Origin of the sequence: Rhizobium sp. rho-13.1 (genome assembly GCF_007000305.1) — a bacterium.
In the GTDB taxonomy this organism is placed as follows: Bacteria; Pseudomonadota; Alphaproteobacteria; order Rhizobiales; family Rhizobiaceae; genus Rhizobium; species Rhizobium rhododendri.
In genome coordinates this window covers 728,167-741,209 of record NZ_SCFL01000001.1, presented here as the reverse complement: position 1 = coordinate 741,209, position 13,043 = coordinate 728,167, and the positions used below count along the sequence as shown (strand labels likewise).

13 protein-coding genes are annotated in these 13,043 nt (G+C 59.1%); 8 read left to right on the top strand and 5 right to left on the bottom strand.

Going from position 1 to position 13,043, the window contains the following annotated elements; translation table 11 throughout:
• Positions 1–85: 85 nt before the first annotated feature.
• A complete protein-coding gene (locus EQW76_RS03780; RefSeq protein ID WP_142823112.1) occupies positions 86–916 on the top strand; it encodes a response regulator in 831 nt (276 codons plus the stop codon).
• 159 nt (positions 917–1,075) lie between these two features.
• A complete protein-coding gene (locus tag EQW76_RS03775) occupies positions 1,076–2,413 on the top strand; it encodes a diguanylate cyclase (RefSeq protein ID WP_142823111.1) in 1,338 nt (445 codons plus the stop codon).
• Between the two features lie 13 nt (positions 2,414–2,426).
• Here EQW76_RS03775 and EQW76_RS03770 read toward each other — a convergent pair whose 3' ends face one another.
• From EQW76_RS03770 to EQW76_RS03760, 3 genes are all read right to left on the bottom strand, one after another.
• Positions 2,427–3,473, bottom strand: coding sequence for a GlxA family transcriptional regulator (locus EQW76_RS03770; RefSeq protein WP_142823110.1), 1,047 nt, complete (start codon positions 3,471–3,473; stop codon positions 2,427–2,429).
• 271 nt (positions 3,474–3,744) lie between these two features.
• Positions 3,745–3,954, bottom strand: coding sequence for a hypothetical protein (locus EQW76_RS03765; protein ID WP_142823109.1), 210 nt, complete (start codon positions 3,952–3,954; stop codon positions 3,745–3,747).
• A gap of 60 nt (positions 3,955–4,014) precedes the next feature.
• Positions 4,015–4,245 (bottom strand): hypothetical protein, encoded by a 231-nt coding sequence (locus tag EQW76_RS03760; protein ID WP_142823108.1) that lies wholly within the window; start codon positions 4,243–4,245, stop codon positions 4,015–4,017.
• 74 nt (positions 4,246–4,319) lie between these two features.
• On the opposite strand from EQW76_RS03760, the gene EQW76_RS03755 reads away from it, so the two are divergent.
• From EQW76_RS03755 to EQW76_RS03745, 3 genes are all read left to right on the top strand, one after another.
• The gene (locus EQW76_RS03755; RefSeq protein ID WP_202617096.1) at positions 4,320–5,255 is read left to right on the top strand and encodes a LysR family transcriptional regulator; all 936 of its coding nucleotides are present in this window, start codon (positions 4,320–4,322) and stop codon (positions 5,253–5,255) included.
• Positions 5,256–5,399: 144 nt separating this feature from the next.
• Entirely contained in the window at positions 5,400–5,558 is a 159-nt protein-coding gene (locus EQW76_RS03750) for an entericidin (RefSeq protein WP_142823106.1), read from the top strand.
• A gap of 227 nt (positions 5,559–5,785) precedes the next feature.
• Positions 5,786–6,490 carry a phosphodiester glycosidase family protein gene (locus EQW76_RS03745; RefSeq protein ID WP_202617116.1) on the top strand — a complete coding sequence of 235 codons (705 nt, stop codon included), beginning with the start codon at positions 5,786–5,788 and terminating at the stop codon, positions 6,488–6,490.
• A 7-nt stretch (positions 6,491–6,497) separates the two neighbouring features.
• Here EQW76_RS03745 and EQW76_RS03740 read toward each other — a convergent pair whose 3' ends face one another.
• Positions 6,498–6,836: a hypothetical protein gene (locus tag EQW76_RS03740; RefSeq protein ID WP_202617097.1), complete on the bottom strand. Its 339-nt coding sequence runs from the start codon at positions 6,834–6,836 to the stop codon at positions 6,498–6,500.
• Between the two features lie 35 nt (positions 6,837–6,871).
• Positions 6,872–8,083, bottom strand: a complete 1,212-nt coding sequence (locus EQW76_RS03735) for a glycosyltransferase family 2 protein (protein WP_142823104.1) — start codon at positions 8,081–8,083, stop codon at positions 6,872–6,874.
• Between the two features lie 157 nt (positions 8,084–8,240).
• On the opposite strand from EQW76_RS03735, the gene EQW76_RS03730 reads away from it, so the two are divergent.
• From EQW76_RS03730 to glf, 3 genes are all read left to right on the top strand, one after another.
• Positions 8,241–10,496, top strand: a complete 2,256-nt coding sequence (locus EQW76_RS03730) for a hypothetical protein (protein ID WP_161991058.1) — start codon at positions 8,241–8,243, stop codon at positions 10,494–10,496.
• 69 nt (positions 10,497–10,565) lie between these two features.
• Entirely contained in the window at positions 10,566–11,684 is a 1,119-nt protein-coding gene (locus tag EQW76_RS03725) for a DUF707 domain-containing protein (protein ID WP_161991059.1), read from the top strand.
• A gap of 159 nt (positions 11,685–11,843) precedes the next feature.
• A complete protein-coding gene (gene glf, locus EQW76_RS03720) occupies positions 11,844–13,019 on the top strand; it encodes a UDP-galactopyranose mutase (RefSeq protein ID WP_142823101.1) in 1,176 nt (391 codons plus the stop codon).
• Positions 13,020–13,043: the final 24 nt, after the last annotated feature.

Sequence of the window (13,043 nt, the reverse complement as noted above, 5' to 3'; positions counted from 1 at the left end):
ATTTACATAAGTCGTCGCAAAATTAACACAAACTCAAATGCTTTGCCTTATTCTTCGGTCAGTGAGGTCTCATCGAAGGTTAGTCATGGCATTTTTAGGCATTTCCGGAATGCAATATTCGGGTGGGACCTTTGCGGGGGCTCGCATACTTCTGGCCGAAGACTCGCATGTCTTTACCGCGATGATCAGCAAGAGGCTGAAAGAGCTTTTCGATATCGAGATCGAGATCTGCGGCAACTTCGAAGATTTGCAGCTCGCCTACGATAAGTCGCCCGAGCCGATCAAGCTGGCGATCTCCAACATCAATCTTCCGGGTGCCGAGAATGGCGAGGCGCTGGAATACTTGACCGACCTCAGCATCCCGACAATCGTTTTCACAGGCACCTTCCATGAGGGCATGCGCGACGCGCTGCTCGCCAAGGATATCGTCGACTACATCCTCAAAGACAACATCTTCGCGGTCGACCTGCTGGCAGAATCGGTTTGTCGCTTCCTGACCAATCACCGCCACCATGTGTTGATCGTCGATGACAGCGCAACAGCGCGCGCGCTTCTCAGCAGCCGCCTGAAGCGCTACAATTTCCGCGTCAGCGTTGCCGAGAACGGATCCAAGGCGCTGGAAATCCTCAAGGCCAATGCTGACATCGGCCTGATGATCACCGACTACAACATGCCCGACATCGACGGATTCGAGCTGACGCGGCGCATCCGCTCCAGCATCGGCTCGCATCAGCTGCGGATCATCGGCGTGTCGTCGTCGACCAATCGGCTGCTGTCGGCCCGCTTCCTGAAGGCCGGTGGCAACGACTTCATATTGCGGCCGTTCATCGACGAGGAATTCTACTGCAGGGTCAACCAGAACCTCGATACCCTGCTGCAGATCCAGTCGATGCGCCAGCAAAAGGCCTATGCCTGAGAAAGAACGGGCGCTTCGGGGCCCGTTCATGCCCACTTCGCGGTGACTAGTTACAAACTGTTGGACCCCGGTGTTCATAAATCCCTGTCGTAATCTGCTGACTGTCCCGCTGCCCACGCAGAACGTGGGCCTGTCCCATTGCCGGAGGGACTGCCGGCAATGAGCGACCTGTTGTTCGAAAAATTCTCGCGGGACCTGAGCCCTGCGGCGAGACGCGGCCAGAAGGTTCTCCTGGTCGAGGATTCGCGCATGTTCGGCTCGATGCTCTCCCAACGTTTCCGCATCGAGCTCAATCTCGATGTCACGCTCTGTACATCCATGAAGACGCTGGAAACGACGATTCGCGCCAGCGATCACGGTTTCAGCCTGGCCATCGTCAATCTCAATCTGCCGGATGCTGCCTACGGCGAAGCACTCGACATGCTCCTCGACCAAAGGGTGCCGAGCATCGTCTTTACCGCAGCGGCCGATATCGACATGCGCGACCGGTTGATGGAGCGCAGCATTATCGACTACGTACTGAAGGACAATACGCAGGCGGCGGACAATCTCGTGGCTTCTGTGCGTCGTTCGATTACCAACAGCAAGACGAGGGTGCTCGTCGTGGACGCGATGCCCGTGGCCCGGAAGATGCTCGTCGACAGTCTCGAGATGCAGCGCTTCGAGGTCTATGAAGCAGCGAGCGGTGCTGCCGCTATCCAGGCGCTGGATCAGTATTCCGAGATCGAGCTGGTCCTGATCGACGATGCGCTGCCGGACGGGACGGGATGGGAACTGACACGGCAGATCACCCATAGGCGGAATTCCGATCGCCTGCGGGTCATCGGCCTATCTGCGTCGGACGACCGATTGGCCGCAACGGCGTACCTGAAAGCTGGTGCCACGGATTTCCTGCGTCGGCCGTTCGTTGCCGAAGAGCTTAAATACCGGATCAGCCGGGTGATCGACACGCTGTCGCAAATGCGCCAGCTGCGCGCCGCCGCCTCCGTCGATTATCTCACCGGCCTCTATAACAGGCGTTACTTCTTCGATCAGGGTCCGCGCCTTGCCAATGACTGTCTCAGGCTGGAGACACGACCATCCATCGGTATCCTCGATATCGACCATTTCAAGCGGTTGAACGACACCTACGGTCACGAGATCGGTGACCAGGTGCTGAAGGCGGTCGCGACACGGCTGCAGACGTTTCTGGAAGGCAGCCGCAACCTCTTGTCGCGGATCGGCGGCGAAGAATTTGCCATCCTGTTCGCGGACATGGACTCATCCGTCGCAACCGAGTTCTGCGAGGAACTGCGCGAAAATATCTCTGGCCTGAAAATCCAGGCAGACGGCGAGGCGTTGTCGGTGACCGTGTCAATCGGCATAGCGTCGATCAACGCCCAGGAGACGTTCGAGAATTACCTCAACGCTGCCGACCAGTTTCTCTATATGGCCAAGCACCGCGGGCGCAATCGCGTCTTCTCCGATACCAGGATGGCGGCGGAAGAGGGACGGTAGCCGTTATCCGGCTTCAGATGACGACGCCGGTGCGGACGTTCGACATGGTCAGCTTGCGCTCGGCCCGCTCCTGCTGCGGCGAGCGGTTGTAGAGTTCGCGATAACACTTCGAGAAGTGCGAGGCGGAGACGAAGCCACAGGCGACGGCGACTTCGACCACCGGCATCGACGACTGCACCAGAAGGTGCCTTGCTCGATCGAGGCGGATCTCGAGATAGTAGCGGGCAGGGGAACGGCCCATTTCCTGTCGGAACAGCCGCTCGATCTGGCGACGCGACAGGCCGGCGTCGTCGGCGATGTCGAGCAGCGACAAGGGTTCCGACAGGTGGCTTTCCATCACCTCGATGATTTCCAGCACCTTGGCATTCTGCACACCGAGCCGTGCGCGGAGCGGCAGGCGCTGGCGATCGTGCGGGCTGCGGACGCGGTCTGTGAGCGCCTGTTCGCAGACGCGGTTGACCAGGTTCTCGCCAAAATCCTGGCCGATCAGGTTGAGCATCATGTCGAGCGAGGCCGTGCCGCCGGCGCAGGTGTAGAGATTGCTGTCGACTTCGTACAGGTCGGCATAGACTTCGGCCTGAGGAAAGGCTTCTGCAAAGCCCGGCAGGTTTTCCCAGTGGATTGCGCAGCGCTTGCCGTTCAGGAGACCCGCCTGGGCGAGCACATGGGCGCCCGTACAGAGACTTCCGACGGCGACGCCGCGGTTGTAGGATTCTCTTAGCCAGGCATTGACAGATTTGTTCTGGAACTCCTCGACATAGATGCCGGAGGCGACGAGCACCATACTGGGCCGGCTCTCTCCGCCCAGATAACGTCGCTCATCGGCCAGCGACGAGTTGACCTCGATGCCAATGCCGCTCGATGAATAGATCTTGTCGCCGTCGGTCGAGGCAAGTCGCCAGCTGTAGGCAGTATAGCCAAGCATACGGTTGGCAATGCGCAATGTCTCGATCGCTGCCGCAAATGGCAGCATCGTAAAGTGCGGGATAAGGAAGAAAACGATCGAGCGTTTCTTGCCGGGCGTCTTGCCTTGCTCCACCTGATGCTGCGCTACCACCATGCCCGCGTTCCTCATATCGATTTCAGCAGAAAATTAGTCTGAAAGCGACAGTCTCATGGAAGATGATGGCCACAAAGGCTTATTTGCGTCACGTCAAAGATTTATGATTTGTCAAAAAAAGTCAAGGCAGAAGCTTACGATATAGGATCTGGTAAGACTCATAAGTCCATGAAATATAACGATTAATATATTACTGAAGGTTGGATTGGCGACGCTGCTAATCAGCCGAGCGTCGCCCTGAAATCGACCGGAAATGTCGTATTTTGTCGCATCATTTGCGGTCGCTCGAAATGTCGGCAGCAGGCCAGCCGAAGTCCTTGCGCATGTCGAATGGCATCGCTTCGATCTGCCTGGCAGCCTGATGCTCAGACCAGCGATCGGCCAGCGAAAGAACGTAGGCGGACAGGCGGGAAAGCGTGCCGCTGAAGAGGATAAACGACGGGCGCCCGTGGGAAGGGCGTCTATAGCTGATGGTGGTCATGATTGATCTCCTTTTGGTTGTGTTGATGTTGGTCACGCTGATATGGGCCTGTGTCACTCATCATTCAAACGAATAGATTTTATAGCATCCATAAGAAAAGTTGACGGTTGCCGTTGTTCCGGTTTGTGGAAGGGCGGTGTCGGGTGGAAAGCCGCGCGCGTTGACGTCAGCTACAAGATGTGGGGGCAGGTGGGACATTTGTCTGAGGGTCGCAGCGTTGGTTTGGCGCAGCGCGCGGTCTCGACTGTTGGTCCAGTGATCGATGACATCGGATAGGTATGAGCGGATCATGGCTCGTTCCTCTGCTGTTCAAGGTGGTGGTGAGACCGATGCTATAGAAGCTTATTGACAGTCAGCAAAACGAAATGATATCGCTATATAAATCAGAAAAATTGAAAGATGCGTCGATGAACGTTCCGCTGCGCCGATCCGTGCCGTTGCTCGACAACGATGTCCTTCGCACCTTCGTGGCGATTGCCGAGACCGGCAACTTCTCAACGGCAGCCGAGGCCGTCCATCGCACGCCATCAGCGGTGTCCATGCAGATCAAGAAGCTCGAGGAGCAACTCGGTGTCGTCCTGTTCCTGCGCGATGCCCGTTCCGTCAGCCTCACCGAACATGGTGAAATGCTGCTGTCCTACGCGCGCAACATGCTGGCGCTGTCCAACGAAGCGGTGTCGCGTTTCATCATGCCGGAACTGAGCGGCGTCGTCAGGCTCGGAGCGCCGGACGACATAGGCGAGCGGTTGCTGCCGAGCATCCTGAAGCGGTTCTCGCAAAGCTATCCCAGCATCATGGTCGACGTCGTGGTCGACATGAGCCTAGCCCTCAAGAAGCGCTTCGCGGAACAACGACTCGATCTGGCGCTTATCAATTGTTCGACGCGGCCATTCCCGACGGAGGGTGACGTCATCTACACCGAGCGGCTTGTCTGGGCCGGTGCGAAATGCGGCACGGCCCATCGCCGGGATCCTCTGCCGATATCGATCTGGGAGGACGGCTGCATCTGGCGCTCCGATGCGATCCACCAGCTGCAGCAGGCGAAAAGGAACTATCGCGTAGCCTTCCTCAGCGCCCATACCACTGCCCAACGCGCGGCCGTCGTGTCCGATCTCGCCGTGGCGCCTTTGCCCCGCTCCTACGTCACCGAAGACATGGCTATACTCGGCGCGAAAGAAGGGCTGCCGGAATTGACGACTTTCGATATCCGGTTGCTGACTGCGCGCGAAGTCACGGGACCAATAGCGGCTGTCGCGGAAAGCATCCGGCATGCTTTCGGCGAGATGGCGCGGGCGGCCTGAGGCCCTGTCTCACAGGCTTTTGGCTGGCGCCGCATCCACGTCGTTATTTATGTGAACCTTTTTCAATGTGGCGCGTTTTGGGCACGGAAGGTTTACTTTCTGCCTTATTGTCGTCAAAAACCCATTCACGAAGGACCGCTAATCATGTCTTCTTCCGTCATCGCAAAAGTCGGCGTCGCCTGCATTTCCCTGATGCTTCTCGCATCCTGCGCCAATACCATTAAAGGCATGGGCAAGGACACTGCCAACACGGTCAACGCAACCCAGACGGCTGGCCACACTGTCAAAAAGGCAGCTCAGTAAACTGAAGAATTCTGTCGGCTGCGAGGCGTGTCGCGGCCGACATCTTACTATTTTTACCTCTTCATTATCCGGGTCACTATTCGGGCTCGCCACTATGTGCACCGGGCCAACCCTTGAAGTCACCTTCCTCCCGCCGCATCTCTTGTCTTGAATTTGATTGTTGCCGGGGAGCGTGACGTTTGTTTCGATGGTTGATTATTCTGGCAGGGCTCGTCTCGACGCCCGTCATGGCCGAGACACCGGTGACCGGCGGGAATTGCCGCAAGGTGGAGCATCTCGGGGCGAGCTACATCGTCTGCAGCTTCGACCCAGCAAAAGACAACATCCGCCTGTTTTCCAACAATAGTGCCGGAAAGCCATACGGCTCGTTCGCGGCGCTGCGCGATGCACTGGCGCGTGACCGGCTGTCGCTGCGCTTTGCCATGAACGGTGGCATGTACGAGCCTGACCAGAGCCCGGTCGGTCTCTATGTCGAAGGCGGCAGTCAGCAGAAGGCGCTCGACACCGGCACAGGCTGGGGAAATTTCCGCCTGCTGCCGAACGGCGTGTTCTACATCCAGCCCGGCGCTGTCGGCGTCATGGAGACAAAGGCGTTTGCCGCCGCCGGTATCGAGCCGCTCTACGCCACGCAATCGGGACCGATGCTAGTGATCGACGGGGCGCTTCACCCGTCGTTCCTGATCGACAGCACCAGCCTCAAAAGGCGCAACGGCGTCGGCGTCGATGCGGATGGAAAAGCTGTGTTCGCGGTGTCCGACGGCGAGGTGCGCTTTCACGATTTCGCCACGCTGTTTCGCGACGTGCTCGGCTGCCGCAACGCCCTGTTCCTGGACGGCAGCATCTCCAGCCTCTATGTGCCGGAGTGGCAGAGGGAAGACAGCGCATTTCCGCTCGGGCCGATCATCGCCGTGACAGCTGTCATGCCTGACTGAAAGCCGTTCAGACCTTCGGAAAAGCGCGCTCTAGACCGCCCGATCGCGTCAGGCCGGCCCTGAACGCCGCATATGACGGGTGCTGGCTGGATTTTGCCACTTCGGACAGGCGGATCTGCAGCCGGGCCGGTGCGGCATTTCCGAGCCATTCGCCGAGAGTTTCGAGTTTCATGCTGTTGAGGAACTTGGCTTTAGAGGCCTGATCCAGGTGCCAGTGCAGGCCCTCGATCAGGCTGATATCCTGTAGCGGATTTTCCATGATCAGGGCGATGACGGAGCGGTCGGCGTCAGCCAGGGTGGCAAGTCTGGCTGCGATGGCGTCGCGGTCGGCAAAGGCTGTCGTCATGGTGATCATGCTCTCAAATGGCTGGGAAATGCGGGTCAGACGAACTGCGCCATGTAATTCATGATATCGAAGATACCATCCTTCGCGCCGTGGTGCTCGGGAAACTCGGGTGTGAACCGCAGGTAGGCGCGGGGGCGGTCGCCGTCCATTCCGGTCGGCTGGTCGCGGGTAAGCTTTTGCTGGATCGATTCCGGCAGCAGGCTGAGCGTCGTATCGTTGATAACCGGATCGAGAATCGCTGGTTCGCCGTTGAAGGCGACGGCCTCCGTGGCTGCGGTGACGATGCCTGCGAGCTTGCAGATCTGGCCATAGGCATCGGCCGTGAGAGGCTGCGGCTGATAGACAGCCATGCGATGATACATGATGTAGGCCTCGACCCAGTTCTTCGCCGACACGTGCAGGCGCAAGGCAACCGCCTGGCGCTGCAGCATGAAGCCGGTGATGCGGGACATCAGCGAAGCGCGGTAGTCCGGTGGCACATCCGGCGTGCGCAGCGCCTGCGAGGCGAGATATTCCAGTCCCCCCCGATAGCTGTCCCACTGGAACATGCATTCCTTGTTGCCCTGCTGCAGGCGCGGATCGTCCGAGACGGCGGTGACGCGCGCGAACGGCTCCGGCATGAACAGGATATCGGCCTTGTCCAGCGCCCGTGTCGTGTAAAGGAAGGCCCAGAAGATGAAGGGCGTCGGGCTGGAGATCGACCGCAGCAGCACTTCCCGGCGGATGATCATGAACTCGGGAAAGATGTGTCCGTTGATGATGAAATCGAGGAGGGCGCGGAAGTCGCCCTTGCGATGCCTGGTCGGGGAGGCGACATGGTAGAATGGCGACATATCGCCGCCGCCGGGCCGCGCATCGACCAGCAGCCACGGAGCTTGTACGACGCCGATCTCGCTGTCCGCCTCCATCAACCGAAGATATTCGATGACCTTTTCCGGAATGAGCAGGTCGTCATCGCCGAGAAACACAGCATAGCGACCGCGGGCGCGCTGCATAGCAAAGGCATAGTTGCTGAGAAAACCGGAATTGGTCGCGCGGCGGAAGGCCGAGATCTCCGGCTGGTCGGCGAGCGAGGCAATGTAGGCCGCAGTATCATCGGTCGAGCAGTCGTCGACGATGACGATCTCGAAGGGGATGCCGATCCGCCGGAAAGCATCGAGATGGAAGGTGACGTTCCGCTCGAGCAGGAACTGCCGATTATAGGTCGGAACGCATATCGACAGGATCAGCGGTTCATTGAGGGACATCGGGTTCTCCAGTCAGCAGGCTTTGCGCTTGCATAGAAGCGATTGCTTTCGTGGGGCTGGAGGCGGGGTTCGAGACTCTCCATGCGTGTGCCGAACAGGCTGGCGCAAGCTAATGCTGGAATCCTCTGACAACAGATCAGACATCAAAGGATTCTCGATGCCCACCACAGTTGCCTGGAATACCGGCATCCCGAACAAGCCGTTGCTGGATGGATCATTCGCGCCGGACGTTGCGTCTGTGCCGGTGGACCTCGAGGTTCCGGAATTCTGGTTTACCGTCAAAGCCGACGGGGACCGTCATCGCAAGATGTTCTCTGAACTCTGCGCAGGCCTCGGTCGCCGCCGCGTGACGACCAATCTCTCCATCGTGCCATTCGGGACGCATCTGGCCCCAAGGCGCCCGCCGAACGGCGGTATCACCATCTCGTATCACTCGGTCGGCGATGGTCCGAATATCTGGCGCATCAAGGAAACGCCGATCGTCGGCTGGTATTCCTTCGACGAGAATGGTTTTTCCGGCTGGAGTTCACTTGCGCGGTTTCCGGAGCTGCATGCGGAAGGTATCGACGCGGTCAATACCGAGGCCGCCCGACGCCGCGTGAAGGCGCTGGTGATGGCTCTCAGGGCCGGCAATACCTCGAAGTACGAACAATCGGGCGAAGCTTTCGATGCAGGCAGACCCTTTGTCTACTTCCCGATGCAGTTGCTCGAGGATCCCGTCGCGCAGTTTTGTCGTATCGATCCGCTCGAGGTTCTGCGCCATGCCGCGGCTCAGGCCGATGTCACCGGGCGGTTGCTTGTGGTCAAGCGGCATCCGCAATGCACCAATGGTCTCGTTATCCGAACCCTCGATGAGGTGCAGGCTCGGCACCGCAATGTGATGGTCTCGACGGCTTCCATCCATCGGCATCTGGAGCAGTGCGAAGCGGTCATTGTCGCCAATTCAGGCGTTGGACTGGAGGCTCTGCTTTACGAAAAGGCGGTCTTTACTTTCGCATCCAGCGAGTATGAGCTGGGCGGCTTTCCGTGCGGATCGCTCGCTGACCTCGACGCAGCCTTTACCCACCGCTCGCAGCCAGAGGAAGGCCGGGCAGCACGCTTTGTGTCCTACTATCTGGACAACTGCTGTTTTTCGATCGAAGACCGTCAAACCATCGATCGCTGCATCGAAAAGGCTCTGCTCGGCAGGGTACGGCACGTGCCGCCAATCTTCACCGGCGAGCGCGACGAACTTTTTAGGACGCATGCAAATGTCGAAATGTTGCGGCGAGAGCTTGGTACCGTCAAATCGCAGCTGGCCGAGGCTAACGAGAGGAATGCAGCTCAGGCTGGCAACTGGCGGAACTCGCCCGCTGAAAAAAGTGTCGCTGCACAGGGGCAGGGCATCGAGCGCGACCTAGCCGCGCAGACGGCATTTGTCATGCATAGCGCCGGTCTGGCTGCTAGCGTCGGCGACAACATCATGACCAAGGTCGCACGGGCTACATTTGCCGGATTCGCGGAATTGGCTGTCTCGCTGCGTGCCGATCCCGATGCCAGGCGGCTTGTCGATAGCCAGTTGCTGCAGTCTGGATATGCGGCGGGTCTCGACCGGAATGTCGCTGCCAGGAACGTTACTGCGGCGGACTACCAGCGTCTCCACGACGGTGATGCCGGCTACCAGAACAATAACTGGCTTGTCGATCATGCAGCCGTCATTGCGTCGGCCCGGCCGGAAACGCTGACCGAAGTCGGTTGTGGCAATGGACGGTTCCTGCGCGCTATTGCCGGATCGGTCCGCAATGTCATCGGCCTCGACTGGGCGCGTTCGCCGCTTCTCGGGCAGTTGCCGTCGAATGTGCATTTCCAGAGCACCAACGTGCTGACGGATGCATTGCCGCGCGCCGACATCTGCTGCTCTGCCGATGTCCTCGAGCATTTCACCCCGGATGCGCTGCCGGCCCTGATTGCCAAGCTCCACGACAGCGCCCGTCTCAACTACCATGTAATCGCCTGCTACGATGACGGTCACAGCCATTGCGCCGTGCTCCATCCCGGCCAGTGGCTCGGCCTCTTCAAGACGGTCAGCGCGACCTACGAGATCGCCGCTATCATTCCCCGGCGGGGCTGTCCGGACCAGCTCGTCTGCGTCATCACCAACGTGCCGAATGCGGCGAATTACTTTCCGTATCTCGGTGTCGTCGTCGGCACGTGGCAAACAAATTCGGGCCAGCGGGTGACCTTCGGAAACGACTTCTCCGTGACCATCGAGGGGCAGATCGTCGCCTCTTGGTTCCCGATGACGGACGGCAGGGCAGCTGTCGGCTGGATGCAATCCAAAATGGTCGACGTGCTCGACCCCGCAGAAGACGGTAAGGCGCTGACGATCACCAACATGCGTGGCGAACGCCACGAAGTGAGACGAGTTTCGTAAATCACTCAAGAAACTACGATCGGGACAGACCGAGCAGGGGTGGGACATGAAGGGGAAGAAACAGTGAATATGCTGGCTTCGACAAGAGAAAACACAGCTTCAGACTTTCTGGCTGGGTTGAGCGAATCCGATCCGGTAACGGAAGAAATGCTGACCGGAACGTTCTGGCAGTTTGCCGACCTGGAACGCGGCACCTTGTCGCCATTCCTCGTGCTGGCTCCGGGCGGATTGGTTGGCAATTTTTTCAATGCGTCGACGGATTACTGGCAAGTCGTCAATGGCCTCTTGTGCTTCATCGACGAGACCGGTCTGCCTTCGATCGTCTTCAATGTCTCCCGCATGGAGGGATCTAAGGTAGCATTGCTGGCAGGCAGGGGCGTGGTAGACGGTGTCGTTGCAATCTACATGCTCACGTCGACACCCCACCCCGAGCATCCGATGTTTGCGACGCAACTGTCGGACGAGCGCAACGCAAAGTTCCTGGTGCAGCCGGCAAACGGCCCTAAGCGTCCCAACCTCGTCGTTGTCCCCGCCAACTCCAAGTCGCTGCATCCTCGCTGGTTCGACGGGCTGGATGCTGCGACGCGCAGTTGGGATCTGTGCGTCGGCTATTACGGTGCCGAAGATCCCGTCGTCGATAGCCCGTTTGAATATCTGGCCCACCTTCCGAAGCGCAAGAAGTTCAGGCTGATTTCCGACCTGTTCTACGAGGGAAGTCCGCTCTGGGGTTACGACCGCGTCTGGCTCCCGGATGATGACCTGCTTTGCGATGGCGATACCGTCAATCGGATGTTTCATCTGTCCCGCAAGCACGGACTGGAACTGGCGCAGCCGTCGCTCAAGCAGGGTCCGGGTTGCTTCCCCAACCATCCGATCACGATCCAGCGGCCGAACAGCCTCCTGCGGCATGAGGGCTTCATCGAGATCATGTGCCCGATCTTCTCCAAGGCTGCCCTGAAGATCTGCATCGGCTCGATGCGCGATGCGGAGTCCGGCTACGGCCTCGACCATCTCTGGCCTGCGTTCCTCGGTCGCCCTGCAAACCGCATGGCTATCATCGATGCAGTAGGGGTGGCCCATACGAGGCCTCTAGGTGCAACCTACAATGTTCAGGCGGCTGTCGATGAGCAAGCCGCACTGTTCAACTCCTACCGCTACACGCCCGTCAAGATGCAGGGCGTTTGGTAAGCCGCCAAGGTGGAAGGCCTGCAGCTTCGATCCGATCGATTTGAAAGCCGCTGGCCTTCACCCGGGGCCCGTTTCACTGGTGACCGCTTCCCCCATACCGACAGCCCTCCGGGGCCCCGATGAAGGGATGCGGACCTTCCGCTAAGGTGCTGAGACACTATGACCGATTTTTCCAATATCGACCTGCTGATCGTCGGCGCCGGATTTTATGGAGCGACCATTGCCGAGCGGGTGGCGACTGACCTCAAGAAGAATGTGCTGATCGTCGATCGCCGTCATCATATCGGTGGCAACGCCTATAGCGAGTTCGACAAGGACACCGGGATCGAAGTGCATCGCTACGGCGCACACCTGTTCCACACGCCGAACGAGACGGTGTGGAATTACCTAAACCGCTTCACCGGCTTCACCGACTACAAGCATCGGGTCTACACGAGCTACCGCGACCAAGCCTATTCGATGCCGATCAACCTTGCGACCATCTGCCAGTTCTTCGGCAAGCGGTTCTCGCCCGACGAAGCGCGGGCGTTGATCGCCGGGCAGGCGGCTGAGATGGAAGGCAAGCACCCTTCCAACCTCGAGGAAAAGGCGATCTCGCTGATCGGCCGGCCGCTCTACGAAGCATTTATTCGCGGCTACACGGCCAAGCAGTGGCAGACGGACCCGCGCGACCTGCCTGAACACATCATCACCCGGCTGCCGGTGCGCTACAATTTCGAGAACCGCTATTTCAACGATGCCTATGAGGGCCTGCCGAAAGACGGCTACACCGCCATCTTTGATCGCATGCTGGCCTCGCCGCATATCCAGACGATGCTCGGTACCGATTTCTTCGACATCAAGCCCCAGCTGCCGGCTGGGCTGCCGATCATCTACACCGGCCCGATCGATCGCTATTTCGATTATTCCGAGGGCGAGCTTGGGTGGCGGACGATCGATTTCGAACAGCAGACGCTGGATGTCGGCGATTTTCAGGGAACGGCGGTCATGAATTACGCCGACGAGGATGTGCCCTTTACCCGCATCCTCGAATTCCGCCACTTCAATCCGGAGCGGAACTACCAGAACGAAAAGACAGTCGTCGTGCGCGAATATTCGCGTTCCGCACAGCGCAAGGACGAGCCCTATTATCCGATCGACACGCGCCAGGACAAGGATGTGTTCCTGCGCTACCGCGCACGGGCGGATGCGGAGGCCAATGTGCATTTCGGCGGCCGGCTCGGTACCTACCGCTATCTCGACATGCACCAGGCCATCGGCGCGGCATTGAAGACCTTCGACAGTATGGTCATGCCGCACTTCGCCGAGGGCCGTGCCTTTGGCGGCGGAAAGTAACAGCGAGAAGTGGCGCCGCATTGC

Bases quoted from the DNA above. Each gene is read 5' to 3' on its own strand.
- EQW76_RS03780 (WP_142823112.1), top strand. From the start codon at position 86: ATGGCATTTTTAGGCATTTCCGGAATGCAATATTCGGGTGGGACCTTT.
- EQW76_RS03775 (WP_142823111.1), top strand. From the start codon at position 1,076: ATGAGCGACCTGTTGTTCGAAAAATTCTCGCGGGACCTGAGCCCTGCG.
- EQW76_RS03770 (WP_142823110.1), bottom strand. From the start codon at position 3,473: ATGGTGGTAGCGCAGCATCAGGTGGAGCAAGGCAAGACGCCCGGCAAG.
- EQW76_RS03765 (WP_142823109.1), bottom strand. From the start codon at position 3,954: ATGACCACCATCAGCTATAGACGCCCTTCCCACGGGCGCCCGTCGTTT.
- EQW76_RS03760 (WP_142823108.1), bottom strand. From the start codon at position 4,245: ATGATCCGCTCATACCTATCCGATGTCATCGATCACTGGACCAACAGT.
- EQW76_RS03755 (WP_202617096.1), top strand. From the start codon at position 4,320: ATGATATCGCTATATAAATCAGAAAAATTGAAAGATGCGTCGATGAAC.
- EQW76_RS03750 (WP_142823106.1), top strand. From the start codon at position 5,400: ATGTCTTCTTCCGTCATCGCAAAAGTCGGCGTCGCCTGCATTTCCCTG.
- EQW76_RS03745 (WP_202617116.1), top strand. From the start codon at position 5,786: ATGGCCGAGACACCGGTGACCGGCGGGAATTGCCGCAAGGTGGAGCAT.
- EQW76_RS03740 (WP_202617097.1), bottom strand. From the start codon at position 6,836: ATGACGACAGCCTTTGCCGACCGCGACGCCATCGCAGCCAGACTTGCC.
- EQW76_RS03735 (WP_142823104.1), bottom strand. From the start codon at position 8,083: ATGTCCCTCAATGAACCGCTGATCCTGTCGATATGCGTTCCGACCTAT.
- EQW76_RS03730 (WP_161991058.1), top strand. From the start codon at position 8,241: ATGCCCACCACAGTTGCCTGGAATACCGGCATCCCGAACAAGCCGTTG.
- EQW76_RS03725 (WP_161991059.1), top strand. From the start codon at position 10,566: ATGCTGGCTTCGACAAGAGAAAACACAGCTTCAGACTTTCTGGCTGGG.
- glf (WP_142823101.1), top strand. From the start codon at position 11,844: ATGACCGATTTTTCCAATATCGACCTGCTGATCGTCGGCGCCGGATTT.